Genomic DNA, 19850 nt, shown 5'->3' with positions numbered 1-19850 from the left:
CTTTAGGGGTAGGAAAATCCCCCGGTCGGTGACAGTTTCGCGTGGACACTCGGATCTCATTGTCGTCCGCTGGCACATTTTCGCAGCACAGGGAAAGCTTCGCCGAGTCGGTCGGACCTCCACCGGCCCCGGGGTGGACCTTTTCCCCGCCACTCGACGACGATCTACGACAAGAGGACCTGTGGCACTGGAAGAAACTCAGCCGCGCGTCGTGTCGATCCCGCTCCCGCGCCCGGTCGAGGTGACCGGGCAGGCGCGTGACGGCGGCCGGACGCACGTCGTGCTGCCCGCCTACAACGAGGCGGCGAACCTGCCCGCGCTGCTCGACCGGTTCGCCGCACTGGAGTTCGCCGACGGGGTGACCGTCTGGGTGGTCGACGACGGTTCGTCCGACGACACCGCGGCCGTGGCGACCGCCGCCACCGGGGTGGACCTCAGGCTGGTGCGCCACGAGGTGAACCGCGGCCTCGGCCAGGCCGTGCACTCGGGGCTGCGGGCGGTCCTGCGGGTGGCCCACCCGGACGACATCGTGGTGGTGATGGACGCCGACGACACCCACGACCCCGCCCTGATCGAACCGCTGTGGGCGGAGATCGCCACCGGGGCCGACGTCGTCATCTGCTCGCGCTTCGCCGACGGCGGCGACGACACCACCGCCCCGCCCGCGCGCAGGCTGCTGTCGCGCTGCGCCGCCGCGCTGTTCCGGCGGGTCGTGGCGGTGGAGGGCGTGGTCGACTTCACCAGCGGCTTCCGCGCCTACCGGGTGAGCCTGCTCGACCGCGCCGCGCGCCACTGGGGCGAACGGCTGGTCGAGGAGAAGGGCTTCGCCTGCATGGTGGAGCTGCTGCTCAAGCTGCGCCACTGCGAACCGGTGATCAGGGAGGTGCCGCTGCTGCTGCGCTACGACCGCAAGCTCGGGGCGAGCAAGCTGCGGCTGCGCCGCACCCTGGCGCAGTACCTGCGGCTGCTGGTCCGCGACCGGCTCGCACCGCCGCCGCACTGGGCGCTGCGGGGTCCCGGTGCGTGACTCGCCGGACCACGTCATCGTCCTCGGCGGCGGGATCTGCGGCCTCGCCGCCGCCCACGGCCTGGTCCGCGCGGGCAACCGGGTGACCCTGCTGGAGGGCAGCGACCAGCTCGGCGGGCTGGGCACGTTCTTCCCCTGGCGCCAGGCGTGGGTGGAGCGCTTCTACCACTGCGTCATGCCCACCGACGACGACCTCCTGGACCTGTTGGGGGAGTTGGGTTTGCGCGACGAGGTGCGGTGGCGCCGCACCAGGATGGGCATGGTCGTCGACGGCCGCCACCACCCGTTCAACACGGCCGGGGACCTGCTGCGGTTCACCGCCCTCGGCCCGGTGGACCGGCTGCGCTTCGGTGTGGTCTCGCTGCTGCTGCGCAGGCTCGGCAAGGGCAAGGACCTCGACACCACGCGCACCGAGGACTGGCTCCGCGGCCTCTACGGCGACTCGGTGTGGACGACCCTGCTGGCACCGATGTTCGGCTCGAAGTTCGGCGCGTCCTTCGGCGACGTGCCCGCGCTGTACGTGTGGCAGCGGTTGGGGCGCGAGAGCAACGTCTCCACCCGCGGCTACCCCGTCGGCGGCTACAAGCGGATCATCGACGCCCTGGCCGCCACCCTGCGCGGCGCCGGGGTCGACGTGCGCACGTGCGCACCCGCGGTGGGCATGTCCACCACGACCACCTCGGCCCGGATCACCACCTCCGGCGGCGAGGTCCTCGACGCCGACCGAGTGGTGTCCACGCTGCCGCTGCCGCTGCTGCGCGGCATCGCCGACGCCGACCTCGCCGACCACCTGCCGTGCCCGTCGGTGCCCTACCAGGGCGTGGTCAACGCGGCGTTCTTCCTCAAGCGCCCGCTGTCCGGCCACTACTGGACCCCGGTCCTGCGCTCCGGCACGGACTTCGACGGCGTCGTGGAGATGTCCGCCCTCACCGGAACCACCCCGTACGACGGCCGCCACCTCGTCTACGCCATGCGCTACACCGACCGGGGTTCACCGCTCTACCTGGAGGACGACCGCACACTCGCCCGCCGCTGGAGCGACCAACTGGTGGCCCTGTACGCCGACTCGGGCCTCACCGCCGAGGACGTGGAGGAGGTGCGCGTGTTCAAGGCGCCGTTCGTCGAACCGGTGTACCCCTTGGGTTTCCTCGCGTCCCAGCCCGCCGTCCGCGTTCCCGGGGCCCCGGTGTTCCTGGCCACCACCGCGCACGTCTACCCGGACGTCACCAGTTGGAACTCCAGCGTCCGCCTGGCGAAGCGGGTCGTGGCCCTGATGGGTGAGGCACCCACCGCCCCACCCGTGGCGGAACCCCTCCGCCCATCGGGACCGGCCCGCACGGCTTAGGTGCACTGAGCGGGCAGGCGGGTGATACGCCGCCTGCCCGCTCCCCAGCCACCTGAACCCCATCGGCGCGGCAACAACCAGCCGTGCCGAACCCCACCCTGCGCAACCGGTGACCACCCCCGCAACCGCCGGCCCGGTGACCAACTGCCCGGGTGGGTGGATGTGCTTGGGTGGGGGTGCCGATCATGTGCGAGCCTGCTTGGGCTGTGGGGCATCTTTTCGCCCCACTCGGTCACACTGGGCGCATGATCGGCGTAGGGGCCCCGCCCAAGCGGATCCACCCACCCGGGCACGCACAACAAACGACCGGGTTTGTGAACCAACGGCACGGCTGAGCGGATCCACCCGGGCGCCACCACAAACCCCCGGGTCCCGGCGCCGTTGTCAACCCATCGCGTGCCCGACCAGCGGTCGCCCGTCCACGTCGTGCCCACGGGCCAATTCGTCGACGGCCGAGGCGATCCGCGACGACGGCGACCCCGTCCCGTAGGGGGAGGGGATCTCCCGCAGCCGCACCCGGTGCCGCTCGACGTCGTCCAGCCACCGCAGCACCTCCGTGCGGATGCGGGGCCCGGGCGGGACCAGCGTTCCGAAGCTGCCCTCGATCTCGGGCCGCTCCGTGCTGCGCCGCACCACCACGATCGGGCGCTTGAGGACGCTGACCTCCTCCTGCAGGCCGCCCGAATCCGACACCACCACCGCGGCGTTGCGCGCCAGCGCCAGGAACGCCGGGTAGGACTGCGGTTCGATGGTGCGCAGGGCGGCGAGGCAGTCCCGCAGCCCGAACGCCGTGACGCGCTTGGCCGTGCGCGGGTGCAGCGGCAGCACCACCGGCAGCGGCAGGGTGCCCAGTTCGGCCAGGATCGTGCGCAGCGCCCCGGGGTCGTCCACGTTCTCCGGGCGGTGGATCGTCGCCAGGACGTAGCTGTCCGCCGCCAACCCGTGCGCGGCCAGCAGGGCGCCCTCTTCCTCGGCCCCGGGCAGCGCGGCCGCGAGCGCCTCGACGACGGTGTTGCCGGTCACCGCGATCCGGCCCCGGGGGATCCGCTCGGCGAGCAGGTTGTCGCGGTTGAGCGCGGTCGGCGCGCAGCACAGGTCGGCGATGTGGTCGATCAGCACCCGGTTGTGCTCCTCGGGCATCGCCCGGTCGAAGCTGCGCAACCCCGCCTCGACGTGCACCAGCGGCAGGTCGTTCGCGTTGGCGGCCAGCGCACCGGCGAGGGCGGAGGTCGTGTCCCCCTGCACCAGCACGACCGCGCCGGGGTGCCGCCCGAGCACGCCGTCGACGGCGGCCACCGCCTGCCCCAGTTGGGCACCCCGGCGCATCCCGCCGAGCGCCAGCTCGTGGAAGTTCCCCGGTTCGGCGACGTCGCGGCGGATGATGGAGTACATGGACCGGTCGTAGTGCTGCCCGGTGTAGATCACCGACGCCCGCTCGCCGAAGTGCCGGATCAGCGGCGCCAGCTTGATCAGCTCCGGTCGCGTCCCGCACACCATCGCCACCGTCGCCCGTTGCCCGGCGTGGTGATCGGTTCCGCCCGCCGGGGCTCGTGGGGGAACGGATCTGCTCCGGGGTGGCGCGACCCACCCGGAGGGCTCCACGAACGACACGCTGTTTCCTCTCGACACCCCACCCTGATACGGCGCCCACCCAGGGATGGCGCCGCACTCCCGATCACGGGAACGTACTTCTCCGCTCCGGTCGCCCGTGTGCGTCTCAGTCGATCGAGTGATCCCCCTGTGTCGCGCCGCGCGGACTCCGGGGACCCGCCGCTGCCCGGTGAACAGGTCTCGACCGCGGGTGGGGCCGGTGGTCGGTGTCGGTGCGCGGCTGCGACGACCGCGGCCTGCGAGAATGGGGTCGTGACTGTGACAGCGACGATCATCGACGTGGACAGCGCGGGCAGCGAGACGCCCATCGCCCACGACGTCCGGCTCCCGCGCACCCCGGCCGACGGGCAGCACCTCCGGGTCGACGGCGTCCCCTACCGCGTGGCGGGCAGCACCTGGGACATCCAGGGGCAGGAGACCGTCGTCCTGGTGTACGTGAACCGCGCGGCGGTGTGAGACCGGCAACGGGGGTGGTCGTGAGCCGTGGCAACGGGCAGATCATGTCCAGGAACGCCCGAACGGGCATGGCGGTGATCTCGGCGGCCTTCCTCGCGTGGATGACCGTGATCACGGTCCAGATAGCGACGGCGCCGCAGGGCGGTGAGGAATCCCCGGAGCGGTTGCGCGCGGCGGTGGTCGACGCCCTCGCCTCGGCTGACCCGGGGCGGGTGCAGATGCTCTTCCACGAGCGGACAGCGGGTCCGCACTACGCCGAGGCGTTGGTCGACCGGTGGGCGGGCGTCCCCGGGGTGGACGCGCGGGTCGTGGAGCGCGACCACCGGTACCTCCGGCTCTCCGCTCGGACCCCGTCGGGAGCGGAGTGCTCCGCCTGGCCGATCGGGGAGTCCGAGGGCCGCTGGTTCCTGGACGCGACGCCTGCGCCTGCGGACCTGTGCCGGGGATGAGAGCCCGCCAGTGAGGTCCCACCGGTCCGGGGTGGCGGTGCGCGGCGCCCCCTGGGCTCGCCCAGCGTGACGGATTCGCTGGTGGACTACTCCCTCCGAGTGGTCACACCATGTTCACACACCGTGCCGAGTCGACCTCTTCCGAGCGGTTGTCCCGCCTCGTAGCATCAGTTCCGGTCGGATCCCGGCGGCACCATCGCATGGGGCGGAAGGTTCACTCACTCCGAACACGAAGGTGTCAGCCGATGAGGTCGGTGGGTGTCGGACGCGCGGTGCGCGGCTTGGTGTTGGCCATCGTGATCGCCACGGGGACCGCGACGGCGGCCGTGGCCCTGCCCCCGCCCACCGACAAGCCGGAAGCGGCGCGGGAGCGGACCCCGCTCGCCGACGTCGCCAAGACCCAGACCCCCGAGGTCCCCGACAAGACCTGGGAGGTGACCCCCGGTGGGGCGTTCAGCGACACGATCCCGATCTCCGTCCCGACCTTCCACGGGATCACCCCCGAGCTGTCGCTGAGCTACGAGTCCTCCGGCGGGAACGGCTGGGTGGGCGTCGGCTGGCGGGTGGACGGGGTCGGGGAGATCGAGCGGGCCGGGGCTGGGCGGGGGGCGCCGCGCTACGACGCGACGGACGTGTTCGTCGTCGGTGGTGAGGAGCTGGTCCCCTGTGCCGCGGGCAGCGTGAGCCCGAGCTGCACGACGGGCGGCACCCACTCGACCGAGAACGAGAGCTACGCCAGGTTCGCCCTGACCGGCACCGGGGCGGCCAGCCGGTGGACCGTGACGGCGAAGGACGGCACCAGGCGGGTCTACGCGCCGGTCTACTCCGCGGGCACCGACCTGGTGTTCCGCTGGGGCCTGAGCCAGGTCGTCGACACCGTGGGCAACACCGTCACCTACACCTGGGGCAGCAGCCTGTTCGGCGGCGGCTGGGAGTACGTCGACTCGATCGCCTACAACGGCACCACCGTCGCCTTCCGCTACGAGGCCCGGCCCGACACCGAGCAGGCGGCCATCGGCAATGGCGCGCTGACCACCCTCCGCGGCCGGGTCAAGACCATCGACGTGAGCGTGGACGGCAACCGGCTGCGGGCGTACCAGTTGGGCTACACCGCGAGCACCACCGGGCGGTCGCTGCTCACCGGCGTGCAGCAGTTCGGCAAGGACGCCGTGCTGGACGACACCGGAACCGTCACCGGCGGCGCGAGCCTGCCCGCGGTGACGAGCGCCTACTCCACCGCGACGACCGCGTTCGCCGCGGGCAGCAACGAGACCAGCATGGGCTACAAGGCCGACTCCCGGTACCTGCCGATGGACGTCAACGGTGACGGCAGGACCGACATGCTGGAGCTGTACCCGTCCTGGTCGTCCTACGAGCGGCACACCTGGCTCTCGAACGGGACCGGGTTCACCCTGGCGTCCAACGGTGTCGCGGGCATCGGGCTCAGCACCGAGACGCGCTTCCTCACCGGTGACGTCAACGGCGACGGCAAGGCCGACCTGATCGAGATCTTCCCCAACGGGTTCAGCTGGGGCAGGCGCCTGTACCTCTCCGACGGGACGGGCTTCGTCCAGCAGCCCGGCGTGGGCAACTCCGCGGGCCGCTACAGCGCGGACTCCCGCTTCTTCGCCATGGACGTCAACGGCGACGGCAGGTCCGACGTGGTCGAGCTGTTCACCTGCGGGCTCTTCCCGGTGCACCTGTGCCGCGCCACCTCGCTCTCCACCGGCACCGGCTTCACCCTCGCCTCCTCCAACGAGACCGGCATCGGCTCCGGCGCCGACCACGTGGTCCACCCCGCCGACGTCAACGGCGACGGCAGGCAGGACCTGGTCGAGCTGTACCCGGCGGGCCTCGGCGCGGGCGGCAGGCACATCTGGCTGTCGAACGGCACGGGCTTCGTCTCCGGCGCCATCGACACCGGCATGCAGTTCAACACGCCCGACGCCGACGGCACCGGCAGCCGGTTCCTGGTGCTCGACGTCAACGCCGACGGCAAGTCCGACATGGTCGAGCTGTACCCGTACTTCGGCATGTACACCCGCCGCACCTGGGTTTCCACCGGCTACAGCTTCGTGCTGGCCGCCACCGACGGCGCCATGCCCTCGGCCGCGACCACCCGGCAGCTCGTCGCCGACGTCAACGGCGACAGGCGCGACGACCTCGTCGAGCTGGCGCCCTACGGGCTGTCCACCAAGCGGCGCATCTGGCTGTCCACCGGCGGCGGTTTCGCCGAGGGCCCGACCGACACCTCGATCGGGCAGTTCAGTTGCAGCAAGGGCAAGTGCACCAGCGAGTTCCTGGAGGTGGACGTCAACGGCGACGGTCTCGAGGAGATGACCGAGCTGTACAACGCCAACTTCGGCGGGAGCAAGGGCCGCCGGGTCTGGGGGATCGGCGGGGCGGTGCCCGACCTGCTCACCTCCCGCACCAACGGCTGGGGCGGCACGACGAAGGTGGCCTACACCCCGTCGTCGGCGTGGCCGAACACCAACAACCCCACCCTGGTGCAGACCGCCTCGGCGGTGACCGTGGACGACGGCCGGGGCGGCGTGGCGACCACCGGCTACACGCACGCGGGCGGGGCCTACGACCGGGCCGAACGCCAGTTCCTGGGGTTCCGCCTGCAACGGGAGACCCAACCCTGCATCGCGGGGGAGACGACGTGCCCCTCCACCGAGACGACCTTCCGCCAGGACCCGGGCGCGGCGGGCGCGGTGGAGCGGGTGGACCGGCGCGCGGGCGGCGGCGCGCTGCTGGCCTCGACGGTGCACGAGTACACCACCAACGGGACGGCGGTCCCGAGGACGTCGCTGCCCACCGGCACCTGGCAGACCGCCCACGCGGGCGCGGCCTGCCCCGGCGCGGACTGCAAGCGCACGTACACGACCCGGCAGTACAACGCCTACGGCGAGGTCACCCGGCAGGTCGAGCACGGCGACAACGAGGTGGCCGGGGACGAGCGCACCACCACGACCGCGTTCGTGCCCAACACCGCCGCCTACGTCGTCGACAAGCCCGCCGACGTGATCACGTACCAGGGGGTCGGCACCGGCGGGGCCAAGCTCACCGAGACCCGCACCTCCTACGACGGCGCGGGCACCTGGAACCAGGCGCCGTCGGCCGGGCTGGAGACGAGGACGGGAAGGTGGCTCTCCAGTTCCGACTCGTTCGTCGAGACCGGCAAGGAGTACGACGCCCGGGGCAACCTCACCGCGGAGGTCACCGAGCTGGGCGCCCGCACCACCCTCGGCTACGACCCGGCCCACCGGTTCCAGACGTCGGAGACCAACGCGCTGTCCCAGCAGGTCACCGCGACCTGGGACGCGGGCTGCGGCGTGCCCACGCGGGTGACCGACCTCAACGGCCAGGCGACCACGGTGGCCTACGACGCGCTGTGCAGGCCGACCGAGAAGCTGGAGCCCGGCGGCCGGTTCGAGCGCCGCCGGTGGGTCGACCTCGGCAACGCGGCGACGCAGCACGAGCAGGTCGAGCGGCCCGCGGCGGACGGCACGGGCGCCCCGCAGTGGAGCAGGCGCTACGTCGACGGGGCGCAGCGGCCGTGGCGCACCGTCGAGAAGGGCCCGGACGCCGCCACCGGCGACATCCACGTGGACACCGCCTACAACGCGCGCGGGCAGGTCGCCTCGAAGACCGCCGCCTACTACTGGGTCCCCGGTCAGCCGCAGCCGACCACCTTCCCCACGACCACCGACTACGACGCGCTCGACCGCCCGACCAGGGTGACCCTGCCCGGCGGTGCGACCCAGACCACGGGCTACGGCCCGTGGTCGAGGACCGACACCGACGAGAACGGCCACGCCACCACCGAACGGGTGGACGCCTACGGCAAGCGCGTCGCCAGTGAGCAGTCGGTCGGCGGTGCCACCAGGACCGCGCACTACACCTTCGACCTGCGCGGCAACCTGATCCGCTCGACCGACCCGTCCGGCTACGTGATCGGCTACGACGTCGACTCCCTCGGCCGCACGACCAGGATGGTCGACCCCGATTCGGGCACCACCACCTACGAGTGGGACGCCGCCGGGCAGCTCACCGCCCAGACCGACGCCAAGGGCCAGCGCACGACCCTGCGCTACGACGCCCTCGGGCGCAAGACCGGCAAGACCACCAGGACCGGCACCCCGGGCGCCGTGACCGTGTCCTGGACCCACGACGAGGTCCGCGCGGGCTTCGCCAACATCGGCGAGGTCACCACCATGACCGACGGCGCCGGGACCAAGACCTCCGACCACGACGCCCTCGGCCGCGTGGTCAAGGGCGTGCGCACGATCGACGGCACCGGCTACACCTTCCGGTTCGGCTTCGACACCGCCGACCGGCCGCTGTGGACCACCTACCCCGACGGCGACACGCAGGGCACCCCGGCCGACCCGCTGCGCTACGACGCCGCCGGGCGGCTGGTGGTCATCCCCGGCTACGTCACCGCGGCGCGCTACGACGCCGCGGGCGAGCTGATCCGGCTCGACAACGCCAACGGCACGGTCACCACCCGGCCGCACGACCCGCGGCGCGGCTGGCTCACCGGCATCTCCACGACCGCGGGCGACACGAAGATCCAGAACACCACCTACACCCGCGACGCCAAGGGGAAGATCACCCGGGTCGACAGCCCGTTCCCGAACGAGCGCTGGACCTACGCCTACGACGAGGCAGACCAGCTCACCACGGCCACCAACGACACCGTCGCGGCGCGCGGCCAGACCCTCGCCTACGACGGGATCGGCAACATCACCGCCAACGCCCGCGTCGGCGCCTACTCCTACGACCCGGCGCACCCGCACGCGGTGACCACCGCGGGCGCGAACACCTACGCCTACGACCGGGCCGGTCTGATGACCTCGGGCGCGGGCCGCGCGCTGACCTGGGACGGGGACAACCTGCTGGCCTCGGTCACCCGGTCCGGGGTGACCACCACCTACACCTACGACGCCGAGGGCACCCGGATCCAGCAGGCGGACGGCACGAGCACCCACCGCCACCTGGGCGAGGGGTACGAGGTCGACGTCACCGCGGGCACCACGACCAAGTACGTCTCGATCGCGGGCGTCCTGGCGGCCCGCAAGGACGGGGCGAGCACGTACTGGGTGCACACCGACCAGCAGGGCTCGATCCAGGCCGAGACCGACGCGGCGGGCGCCGAGGTGCACCGCAAGGAGTACGCCGCCTTCGGCGAGATCACCGCCTCCGGCGGGTCGCTGGCCACCGAGCCGCGCGGCTTCACCGGCCAGCGCCAGGACGCCTCCGGGCTGGTGTACCTCAACGCCCGCTACTACGACCCGGTGCTGGGCCGCTTCATCTCGCCCAACCCGGTCGTCGACGGCGAGGACACCATCGGCCTGAACCGCTACGCCTACGCCGCGAACGACCCGGTGAACCACACGGACAAGACCGGCCTCGACTGCCACGACGCCTCGGGCGCCCCGTGCGACCAGGACAGGGTGGAGTTGGAGTTCGACTACAACGACCAGGACAGCGGGGACTACTGCGGCCCGGCCTCGGTGCGCAACGCCCTGAGCGCGCTCGGGTACGACATCAACACCGTCTACACCGAGAACGCGCTGGCGTCGATGATGGACATCGTCGACCTCAAGCAGACGCCCACCGCCGAGTACACCACCAGGATGCTCAACCAGGTCACGGGGAGCAGCTACTACGAGACCAAGTGGGTCCCCGGCAGCACGGCCACCGACGTGGAGAAGTCGCGGCTGCGCGCGGACGTCGTCTACGACATCGTCGAACGCAACCACCCGATCGTGGCCAACATCGTCGGCACCGGCAACGACATCTCCGACGACAAGAACAGCGCGCACACCTACAGCGGCGGCCACTACATCGCCGTCGTCGGGGCCACGCGCGGCGGTGACTACGTCAAGATCGCCGACTCCGCCTCCGCCAAGGAGACCTACTGGATGCGCACCGACAGCCTGGCCGACTGGATCGGCACGCGCGCCTACTCGGCGTGAGCGTCGCGGGTGCCACGTGGTCCCGGCCTGTTGCTACCGTCACCGGTTGTGGACGTTCGGGACATGGAGTTCTTGGTGGCGGTGGCGGAGACCCAGCACTTCGGTCGCGCCGCCGAGCGGGTGGGCGTGGGGCTGGAGGAGATGACCCGGTGGTCCCGCGAGGTCGAGCGGGAAACCGGGCTCGGGCTGTTCGAGCGGACCGTGCGGCGGGTGCGGCTGACCGAGACCGGCACCCGGCTCGAAGCGGGCGCGCTGGCGGCGCTGGCGGCGGTGCGCGGGGTGTCCACCCTGGTGGAGTCGTTGCGGCACGGGTGGTCCGGGTCGGTGGCGCTGGCCTACGTGCCGGGGTCGGCGCACCTGGTCCGGGGGTTGGTCGCCCGGGTGGAGCGGGACCGGGTGGGGCTGGAGGTGGAGCCGCAGTCGATGTGGGGGGTGCGGGCGCTCGGGTCGCTGGGGCGCGGGGAGGTCTCGTTCGCCGTGGTGCGGGACCCGCTGCCGGAGGAGGGGGTGGAGTCGTTGGTGTTGGGGGCCTACCGGGATCGGCAGGTGGCGGTGGCCTCGCCCGGGCCGCTGGCGGGGCGGGAGCAGATCGGGTTGGCGGAGTTCGAGGGGCAGGGGTTCCTGCTGACCGAGCGGGAGGTGGGGCCTGCCGTGCACGACGCGACGGTGCGGTTCCTGGCTGAGCACGGGGTGGCTCCGGTGTGGCGGCACCACCGGTTGCAGGAGCAGGACCAGCAGTTGGCCCTGGTGGCTGCCGGGGTTGGTTCTGCTTTGGTGCACCCGCACGAGGATGAGGCGTTGCACCCGGGGGTGGCGGTGGTGCCGTTGCGGGAGCAGGGGCCTGAGCACCGGTTCCACCTGGTGTGGCGGGCTGATGACGCCTCGCCGTTGGTGACTGCTGTGATCACCGCTGCTGAGGCGATGACCACTGGGCGGCGGCCGGTTCAGCGCGGTTGAGCGGTGCGGCCTCGGCGGTGTCTTGTTCGGCCGTGTCTGCGTTTCAAAGCGCCGGGAGTTTTGGGGGCGTGCCCGGGTGGGTGGATCTGCTCGGGCATCTTCGTAGCCGGGCCTGCGGTTGCGCGGGTGGCTGGCTTTCCTTGCGCACCGTGGGTTCCGCGTCGGTGGTGTGGTGCATTCCGAGGAGGAGCTCTTGGAGTCCCAGGTGGACGTGGGCGAGGACGTCGGCGACCACCCAGCCGTGGCAGCGGCTGCGGTCCAGGGCGCGTTCGTCGGTCAGGGACTCGCACAGGCGGTCGAAGGAGCCCAGTGCTGCCAGGAATGCCGTGAGTCCCTCTGCGTGGTCCACTCGCATCGCTCCACCCCGCCACGGGGCGCGGCTCCCGGCGTGGTGCCGGGAGCCGCCCCGCCGGGGGTCAGGGGTTGGGGCGGGCGCGGCGCCAGATCTCGCGGGAGGCCGGGATCGGGTACGGGCCGTCGGTGATCGGGGTGTTCCAGACCCTGGTGTGCGGCTCGTCCAGGGTGAACTCGGGCCAGCCGGGGTCGCCGGTGGCGGCGAAGGCGGTCCACGACTCGCGCAGCGCCTCCGACAGGGGCTCGAAGTCCGGGGGGACCGGGGCGCCCAGCAGCAGGGCGCTGTACGGGGTGTCGCTGGTGCCGAAGGTGAACGGCACGTCGATGCTGTGGCAGGCGCCCAGGGTGGGGCCCGACCAGGCGAAGTCGTAGAGCCAGGTGCGCCCGCCCGCTCGGGCGTGGGCCTCGGCGCTCCACGTGGTCGGCATCCGGAAGACCGCGTCGGACAGGATGACCTCGACCAGGGTGGCGTCGGGGAGGTCCGGGTAGGCGGCGCGGTAGTCGGTGATGGCTTCGGCGGGCAGGCGCTGCGGGGCGGCCACGTCCTCCGGGCGCACGCCGGACATGTCGGTCAGGGCGGTGAACAGGCGGAACTCCTCGTGGGTGAAGCCGCAGACCAGGTCGACCTCGCGGCCAGCCCCGGTCTCCAGCACGTTCCACGGCCTGCCGGTGATCAGTTCGTGGTCGATGACCGGGCCGAAGGCGGTGATGCCCGCGACCTGCCCGCGCACCGGGACGTGCTGCACGGCCAGCAGCGCCTCCGGGGCCAGTGCCGCGAAGCCCTCGCGGGTGGCGGGCACGCCCAGCTCCGCCGCCAGCACGTCGGTGATCTCCCCGGCCTGCTCCAGGCTGCGGTAGCCCGTCGGGATGCTCTGCGCGATCGCCCGGCGGAACAGGCCCTTCGCCCGCGACGATCCCAGCAGCACGGCCACCGACCCGGCCCCGGCCGACTCGCCGAAGACCGTCACCAGGTCCGGGTCGCCGCCGAACGCGGCGATCTCCGCGCGCACCCACTCCAGCGCCGCCACCTGGTCCAGGTGGCCCCGGTTGGCCGGGGCGCCGGGCAGCACGCCGAAGCCCTCGAAGCCCAAGCGGTAGTTCATCGTCACGACCACCACGCCGTGCGCGGCCAGCTTCGACCCGTCGTAGATCGGCAGTGCCGAGGAACCCTGCTGGTAGGCGCCACCGTAGATCCACACCAGCACCGGCAGCCCGGAGCCGCCGCCGTCCGGCGTCCACACGTTGACCGACAGGTGGTCCAGCCCGTGCTCCGGCAGCCACGGCGACGGCATCCCCGGGACGGGCGGTAGCTGCGGCGGGGACGCGGAGAACGCCACCGCGTCCCGGGTGCCCTCCCACGGCGCGGGCGGGGCGGGTGCGGCGAACCGCAGCGGGCCCTCCGGGGCGGCGGCGTACGGGATGCCCAGGAACCTGCTCACCCCGCCGTCGCTGACCCCGCGGACCGACCCCGCCGACGTGCGTACCACCCGATCCATGGCGTCCCCTTCGACGACTACCTCATGTTCGCCGCGAGCGTGCCCTGCTCGCCGAACAGCTCCGCGGACCATCGTTGCAGCAGCTCGGTGTTGTCGTTGTCCTCGGGGTGGAAACCGATGCGGTTGTAGTCCTTGATGCGGTCCACGACCTCCTTGCTCAGGAAGGGGGAGTGGCGCAGCGCGGCGATGCTCTTGAACAGCCGCTTCGGGTTGTAGGTGGCGCGGTCGGCCAGCATGGACAGCACCGTGTGCAGGGTGACGCCGAACAGGAAGCTGAACGTCATGAACCGCATGGTCTTGATCCGGCGCCGCTCCGAACCACCCGCGGCCCGGTAGACGTCGAACGCCACCGACTTGTGCTCGGCCTCCTCGAAGGCGTGCCACAGCAGCACCGAGCGGACCTCGCTTTCGCCGAGCAGGGCGAGGGCGCGCTCGTCGGTCAGCAGCGTCTCGGCGAGCGCCGCGGTGTAGTGCTCCAGGGCGGCGGTCACGGCGAGGCAGGACAGTGCGGGGAGCCTCTTCTCGTAGAGCCGCAGCGCCCGCTTCGCCACCCGGTCCACCCGGCGCGTCGGGTAGCCCATCTCCTGGAGGCGGTCGTTGAGCGCGCGGTGCTCGCGGCCGTGGGTGACCTCCTGGCCGATGAAACCGGCCACCTGGGCCTTCAGCTCCGGGTCGGTGACCTGGTCGGAGAAGCGCCGCACCGACCGCACGAAGAAGTCCTCGCCCTCGGGGAACATCGCCGACAGCACCGCCACGATGTGGCTCATGACCAGGTCGCCCTGGACGTAGTGGCGGTCCACACCGGTCTTGAGGCCGGTCTTGTCGCCGTAGTCGAACCGGATGCGGCGTGGCTTGGGCAGGATGGGCATGGGGATCTCCTCGGGGGTCAAGCGGGGTCGAAGGCGACGATCTGCGGCATCGCCGAGACGATGATCTTGAGGAAGGCGCGCACCTCCGCGCCTCGGCCCGACCGGTCGCCGTCGGGCAGGGCGTTCAGCGCCAGGCCGCTGAACAGGGCGTGCACCGCGCGCAGCGCCTCACCCAGGAACGGCCGCCCGGCCAGCTCCGGGAAGAACTCGGCGAACACGTCCGCGCTGACCTCGGCTATCCGCTCCGGCACCGGGGCCATCACCGCGGCCAGTTCCCGGTTGTGCCGGGCGGCCACCATCAGCTCCAGCAGCACCTGGCCGCCGGTGTCGTCGTAGAACGACCACAGCACCGACAGCGCCTCGGCCGGGGTGCGGCGGTCCGGGGCCATGGCGGTGAACCGGTCCCGGAAGTCCTCGACCCGCCGCTCCAGCAGCCGCTGGGCCGCCGCGCTGACCAGGTCGGCCTTGGTGGGGAAGTGGTGGGCCAGCGCCCCGCGCGACACCCGGGCGCTGCGCACGATGTCGTTGGTCGACATCCGCCCGTAGCCCAGCTCCGCGACGCACTCGATGGTCGCGTCGAGCAGCCGGGCGCGCATCGCCCCGGCCCGTTCGGCCTGCGACACCCGCGCCCGCTCCAGCGACGCCCGGCGGTGGTGGTGGCCCATGGCTCGACGGTAGACCTGGATCACACAAACAGGCAAGCCTGCCGGTTTGATTGACCGTGGTTGTGCCCAAGGTGGAGCGTCCTCGGTTTGACCAGGTCAGATGCCTGCTTTGGCACTCGGGTGAGCGAATCCGCCCGGCGGTTCCCCGGGTGGTGGACCGGTCCTGTGCAGGTGCCTCACAAACTCCCGCGGATCTGGTAGGCCCGCTTCGGGTCCCGGTGGGCGGCGTCGAGGTGGTGGCGCAGGTCGGCCAGGGCGGCCTGGTAGTTCTCACCGTGCACGTCGCCGTGGGCCTGGGCGGCTTCCCGCCACAGGGCGACCGAGCGGCGCAGGGCCGTGAGGGCTTCGGCCGGGCGGTCGAGGCGGTCCAGGCAGTGGGCGCAGGTGCGCAGGGCCGCCGCGAGCAGGCCGATCGTGGCGGTGGGGTTGGTGTCCATCAGCTCGCGGTACACGGCGATGGACTCCTCGACCACCTTGAACGCCTCCACGTCCTCGTCGGTGGCCAGGAGGTGGGCGGCGAGGGCGTGCAGCCACGCGCCGAGGTGGGGCAGTGCCCGGGATCGGTTGTCCTCGGCCATTTCCCGGCCGTGCTCGACCGCCGCGCGCAGTGCGGCCACCGCGTCCCCGGGGCGGTCGGTGCGGCGGAGGCACTCGGCGCGGACGGTGAGGGCGGTGCCGAGGCCGCGCAGGTGCGCCCGGCGGTCCAGGGCGACCAGGACGCGGAAGTGGCCGAGTGCCTCGTCGACCACCGGCAGCGCTTCGCCGGGGCGGCCCGCCGCGCACAGCCGGTCGGCGACCGCGAGCAGGGTGGTGGCCAGGTCGGGGATGCCGTCGGGGAGGCGGCGGCGGTGCTGGAGGGCTTCCTCGACCGCGGTCAGCGCCTCGTCGGGGCGGCCCAGCTTGTCCAGGCGGTCGCTGAGGCCGGTCAGGACCGTGGCCAGGGCTTCCAGGTGGCCCGCGTCGTCCTGCCCGCGCAGGAGGGCCACCGCGGCGCGGCCGGTGTCGACGGCCTCGTCCGGCTTGCCCGCGAAGTCCAGGCTGACGCTGAGGCTGTCCAGGTCGCCCGCCAGGCGCAGCCGGTCCTCCGGGGTCGCCGCCCGCCTGCCGGTGATCTCCGGCCGGGCCACCTCGACCGCCTCGTCGTAGCGGCCGAGGTAGCGCAGGCGGTCGACCAGGGTCGCCCGGACCCACCACAGCAGGGTCGCCGACCCGGGGACGTCCGCCCCGCGTTCGAGGACCCCGACCGCGTCCTGGGCGGCGGTGAGCGCGGCCTCGGGGTCGCCGAGGTCGACCAGGCAGTTGCTGATGGAGTTGAGCGAACCCGCCACGCCGAGCACGGTGTCCGCCCGCTCCCGCGCGCCCCGCCACAGCGCCAGCGCCTTGCGGTGCGCCACGACCGCGGAGGTGGCGTTGCCGAGCACCCGCCACTGCGTCCCGACCACGTCCCACGCCCGCGCCGCGCTCGCCCGGTCGGTGTCCGCCCGCTCCAGCAGCCCGTGGATCCGGCGCACCGCGAGGGCGAGCCGCACCCGGGGGAACCCCACCGGCGCCTCCTCGGCGGTCAGGTCGACCGGGTGCGCGGACCCCTGGACGACGGCCGCCAGCGCGGAGTCCACCGCCGCGTCCTCCGCCAGCAGGGTGAACACCGCGCGCAGACCGGGGCCGAGGAGGGCCTGGTTCGCGGTGAACGCGTGCGCCAGCAGCGGCAGGAACTCCGGGAACTCCTGGTAGGTCCGGGTGAGGGCGAGGAACACCGGGGTGGCTGAATCCGCGGGCACGCCGGTCACCGCGGGTTCGGTCAGGTGGTTCGCCAGCAGCCACGCCGCGACGAGCCGGGGGCGGATGTCCAACCGGTGGTCCGGGCCGGGCGGGTAGCGGTGCCACGCCCACTCGACGAGCGAGTACAGCTCTGCGGTGGGGCGGACGGCGAACCGCGGCAGCGCCCGCAGCGCGATGACGGCGCGGTACCGGTCCGGCGCGGGCACCAGGGCCAGGGTCGCGACCGCCGCCAGCAGGTCCGGGTCGCCGACCGGTGCGCCGCGCCAGCGCGCCGTCTCCAGGGTCAGCAGTTCGGCGGCGACGTCGCGCGGGGTGGCCGAGCGCGGGTCGGACCGGTGCACCACGGCCAGCAGCGCCCTGGCGTGCACCAGGAACACCGTGTCGCCGTCCGCGCCGACCGCGGCCGTGCCGAACGGCGGCAGCGCCCGGCCCAGCAGCCCCGCGTACGCCCGCGCGGCGTCGGTGTACCACCGGATCCGGTCCGTGGTGCCGCCGAAGGGCTTCAACACCAACGGGTCCGCGTCCAACAGGTGCGCGAAACCCCGCGCGCGCAACGTCTCCCGCAGCCGTGTCGCGTCCCGGGCGATCAGCAGCACTCGCAGCGCCGCCGGTCCCCGCTCCACCGCCCCCAGCAGCGCGGGCAGGTCCGACCGCAGGTCCGCGTCGTCCACCAGTACCAGGGTCGGGCCGCGCACGACCTCCGCCAACCCCTCGACCCGGCGCAGCCAGCCCGAGGACCACGCCCTCGGCAGCGCCTCCGCCACCGCCAGCGCCAACCGGCTCTTGCCGACCCCGGCGGGACCGCCGAGCACCCGCACCGCCGGGCCGTCGCCGACGCACCACTCGACGAGTTCGCCCCGCTCCCGCCTGCACCCCCAGAGCCGGGTCGCCGAGCCCGGCGCGGTCAGCACCCGCAGCGGCGAGGCGGGCCCGTCCGGCCGCAACCGCTCCAGCACGCGCTCCCTGGCCGCCGCCCGCCGGGCACCGCGCGCCCGCCGCCGCACCAGCCCGACCGCCCCGACCAGCGCGGCCACCACCCCGCTCCCCACCACCACGCCCGCCGCGACCCAGTCCACACCCCCACCTCCAGCGAGGTCGCGCCGCCCGTGGTTGTGATACGGCCCACCCACGGTCGCACACCGCCCGACCGTTCCCCAGCCTCCAGAAGGGCGGTCACCCCCGGCACGCTCCGCAGCGAACGGCGAGTGGATCACCCGTTCGGCCCGGTCCGCCGCCACGGGTGTGCTCCGGGCGGCGGAACGGGCACCGAGAGGTCAGTTCGGAAGGAGGCGGTGTGTCGGCTCGCCGCTGTGGCGGGGTCGCAGTCGTGGGAGCCGACCCGGACAACTACGAGAGGTCGAAGGGGGCGGGGGAGTGGCCTTCCCAGATCCGGCGGGATGCCTGTTCGGGGTAGGGCAGGGTCTTCGACTCGGTGTCCAGGACGCGGGTGAGGCGCCCGTCGGGCCGGTGAGCGGACCAGCCCGCGTCGCCGGTCGTGATGAAGCGGACCCATGCGCCCTGGAGTTCGCGGGAGAGCGCGACGGCCTCGGGAGTGGGCTCCTCGCCGATGAGCCGGGTGCCGACGGGGCTGTCCAGCGTGCCGAACGCCAGGGGCACGTCGAGGCTGTGGCAGGCGCCCAGGACGCCGCCGAGGACCGGGGCGACCCAGTGCAGTTCGAACAGGTACGAGGTGCCGCGGGCTGCGGCGTTCGCCTCGGCCAGCTTCTGCGACGGCATGCGGAAGAGGGCGTCGGAGTACACCGTCTCCACCAACTCCTCCGGGCCCGCCTGCGGGAACGCGGCGCGGTAGGCCCGCGCACCGCCCGGCCGCGGGGCGAGCAGTTGCAGGGCTGCGTGGGCGTCCTCCTCGGTGAAGGTGCCGTACCGCCCGCTCATGACGCTGAAGTAGCGGAATTCGTCCCGGGTGTGGCCGACGAGCAGTTCGGTCCCGCTCGCGCGCCCGCCGGTCAGCGCGGACCAAGGCGTTTCCGGGAGGACCTCGCCGTCGACGACGGGGCACAGCGCGGTGCCGGTCTCCGTGAGGCGCCCCCAGTTCTCCCGGTGCGCGTGGAGGTCGGCGTTGAAGGAGGTGAGCTCGGCGGCCAGGTGCCATGGATCGGTGTCGCGCAGGGCCTCGGCGGTGGGGGTCGCCGCGCCGAGTCGCTCCGCGAACGCGGCGGTGACCTGCCGTGCCAGCGCGGGGGTGCTGTGCAGCCCCGGCACCGAATGGGCGATGGCCCGCCGGAACAAGCCGCGCGCGGACTCCATCGTCAGCAGGGCGGCGACCGAGCCCGCCCCGGCGGACACCCCGCCCACGGTGACCCGGCCGGGGTCGCCGCCGAAGGCGGCGATGTTGCGCTGCACCCACTCCAGGGCCGCGATCTGGTCGAGGAACCCGCGGTTGGGCGGCACGTCGTCGAGGAACGCGAATCCCTCCGCGCCCACGCGGCAGTTGACGGTCACCACGACGACTCCCGCCTCGGCCAGCGCTGCCGGGTCGAACATCGGGTCGCTCGACGCCGCCGAGAGGTAGCCGCCCACGGGGATCCACACCAGCACCGGCAGCCCCGCCGCGCCGGGATCCGGGGTGCCGACGTTGAGCGTCAGCCAGTCGGTGCCCTGCGGGCGCACGTCGATCGGCAGGGACAGCGGCACCACGGGGCCGAACTCGACCGCCTGCCTCGTCCCCTCCCAGCGGTGCGGCGGTGCGGGCGCGGCGAAGCGGAGCGCTCCGACCGGGGGTTGGGCGTAGGGGATGCCGCGGAACACCGCGTGCCCCTGCCGCCAGCGCCCCTGCACCACCCCTTCCGTGGTCCGAATCCTCGGCTGTTCGGACATGGCGATTCCTTCCCCCG

General features: G+C 73.0%; 13 protein-coding genes. 6 read left to right on the top strand and 7 right to left on the bottom strand.

What is annotated here, in order from left to right; genetic code table 11:
* The first annotated feature begins 211 nt into the window (after window positions 1-211).
* The gene (locus L6E12_RS28755) at window positions 212-1027 is read left to right on the top strand and encodes a glycosyltransferase (protein WP_236231058.1); all 816 of its coding nucleotides are present in this window, start codon (window positions 212-214) and stop codon (window positions 1025-1027) included.
* A complete protein-coding gene (locus tag L6E12_RS28750) occupies window positions 1020-2372 on the top strand; it encodes an FAD-dependent oxidoreductase (RefSeq protein ID WP_236231057.1) in 1353 nt (450 codons plus the stop codon). Before L6E12_RS28755 ends, L6E12_RS28750 begins: the two co-directional genes overlap by 8 nt.
* A gap of 384 nt (window positions 2373-2756) precedes the next feature.
* On the opposite strand, the gene wecB is transcribed toward L6E12_RS28750, so the two are convergent.
* Entirely contained in the window at window positions 2757-3869 is a 1113-nt protein-coding gene (wecB, locus tag L6E12_RS28745; protein ID WP_236231113.1) for a non-hydrolyzing UDP-N-acetylglucosamine 2-epimerase, read from the bottom strand.
* A 366-nt stretch (window positions 3870-4235) separates the two neighbouring features.
* On the opposite strand from wecB, the gene L6E12_RS28740 reads away from it, so the two are divergent.
* From L6E12_RS28740 to L6E12_RS28725, 4 genes are all read left to right on the top strand, one after another.
* Complete coding sequence (locus tag L6E12_RS28740) at window positions 4236-4439, top strand: hypothetical protein (RefSeq protein WP_236231056.1); 204 nt, start codon at window positions 4236-4238, stop codon at window positions 4437-4439.
* 20 nt (window positions 4440-4459) lie between these two features.
* The gene (locus L6E12_RS28735) at window positions 4460-4888 is read left to right on the top strand and encodes a hypothetical protein (protein ID WP_236231055.1); all 429 of its coding nucleotides are present in this window, start codon (window positions 4460-4462) and stop codon (window positions 4886-4888) included.
* A 245-nt stretch (window positions 4889-5133) separates the two neighbouring features.
* Entirely contained in the window at window positions 5134-10875 is a 5742-nt protein-coding gene (locus tag L6E12_RS28730; RefSeq protein ID WP_236231054.1) for an RHS repeat-associated core domain-containing protein, read from the top strand.
* 63 nt (window positions 10876-10938) lie between these two features.
* Window positions 10939-11832, top strand: coding sequence for a LysR family transcriptional regulator (locus tag L6E12_RS28725; RefSeq protein ID WP_236231053.1), 894 nt, complete (start codon window positions 10939-10941; stop codon window positions 11830-11832).
* Between the two features lie 43 nt (window positions 11833-11875).
* On the opposite strand, the gene L6E12_RS35815 is transcribed toward L6E12_RS28725, so the two are convergent.
* The 6 genes from L6E12_RS35815 to L6E12_RS28700 all read right to left on the bottom strand — a co-directional run bounded on the left by L6E12_RS35815 (window position 11876) and on the right by L6E12_RS28700 (window position 19833).
* Window positions 11876-12187 carry a maleylpyruvate isomerase N-terminal domain-containing protein gene (locus tag L6E12_RS35815; protein ID WP_374201959.1) on the bottom strand — a complete coding sequence of 104 codons (312 nt, stop codon included), beginning with the start codon at window positions 12185-12187 and terminating at the stop codon, window positions 11876-11878.
* 61 nt (window positions 12188-12248) lie between these two features.
* Window positions 12249-13682 carry a carboxylesterase/lipase family protein gene (locus L6E12_RS28720; protein WP_236231052.1) on the bottom strand — a complete coding sequence of 478 codons (1434 nt, stop codon included), beginning with the start codon at window positions 13680-13682 and terminating at the stop codon, window positions 12249-12251.
* 17 nt (window positions 13683-13699) lie between these two features.
* Window positions 13700-14551 (bottom strand): metal-dependent hydrolase, encoded by an 852-nt coding sequence (locus L6E12_RS28715; protein ID WP_236231051.1) that lies wholly within the window; start codon window positions 14549-14551, stop codon window positions 13700-13702.
* Between the two features lie 17 nt (window positions 14552-14568).
* The gene (locus L6E12_RS28710) at window positions 14569-15216 is read right to left on the bottom strand and encodes a TetR/AcrR family transcriptional regulator (RefSeq protein WP_236231050.1); all 648 of its coding nucleotides are present in this window, start codon (window positions 15214-15216) and stop codon (window positions 14569-14571) included.
* A gap of 176 nt (window positions 15217-15392) precedes the next feature.
* On the bottom strand, window positions 15393-18071 hold the full coding sequence (locus tag L6E12_RS35560; RefSeq protein ID WP_236231049.1) for a tetratricopeptide repeat protein: 2679 nt from the start codon (window positions 18069-18071) through the stop codon (window positions 15393-15395).
* A gap of 271 nt (window positions 18072-18342) precedes the next feature.
* Entirely contained in the window at window positions 18343-19833 is a 1491-nt protein-coding gene (locus L6E12_RS28700) for a carboxylesterase/lipase family protein (RefSeq protein ID WP_236231048.1), read from the bottom strand.
* Between the last annotated feature and the right edge of the window lie 17 nt (window positions 19834-19850).

It is taken from the genome of Actinokineospora sp. PR83 (genome assembly GCF_021056305.1).
Taxonomy (GTDB): Bacteria; Actinomycetota; Actinomycetes; order Mycobacteriales; family Pseudonocardiaceae; genus Actinokineospora; species Actinokineospora spheciospongiae.
The sequence above is the reverse complement of the archived record's forward strand: the minus strand, read 5'-3'. Positions and strand labels throughout refer to the sequence as shown.

Coding starts and splice junctions, on each gene's coding strand:
- L6E12_RS28725 (WP_236231053.1), top strand. CDS start 10,939: ATGGAGTTCTTGGTGGCGGTGGCGGAGACCCAGCACTTCGGTCGCGCC.
- L6E12_RS28710 (WP_236231050.1), bottom strand. CDS start 15,216: ATGGGCCACCACCACCGCCGGGCGTCGCTGGAGCGGGCGCGGGTGTCG.
- wecB (WP_236231113.1), bottom strand. CDS start 3,869: ATGGTGTGCGGGACGCGACCGGAGCTGATCAAGCTGGCGCCGCTGATC.
- L6E12_RS28715 (WP_236231051.1), bottom strand. CDS start 14,551: ATGCCCATCCTGCCCAAGCCACGCCGCATCCGGTTCGACTACGGCGAC.
- L6E12_RS28700 (WP_236231048.1), bottom strand. CDS start 19,833: ATGTCCGAACAGCCGAGGATTCGGACCACGGAAGGGGTGGTGCAGGGG.
- L6E12_RS35815 (WP_374201959.1), bottom strand. CDS start 12,187: ATGCGAGTGGACCACGCAGAGGGACTCACGGCATTCCTGGCAGCACTG.
- L6E12_RS28720 (WP_236231052.1), bottom strand. CDS start 13,682: ATGGATCGGGTGGTACGCACGTCGGCGGGGTCGGTCCGCGGGGTCAGC.
- L6E12_RS28730 (WP_236231054.1), top strand. CDS start 5,134: ATGAGGTCGGTGGGTGTCGGACGCGCGGTGCGCGGCTTGGTGTTGGCC.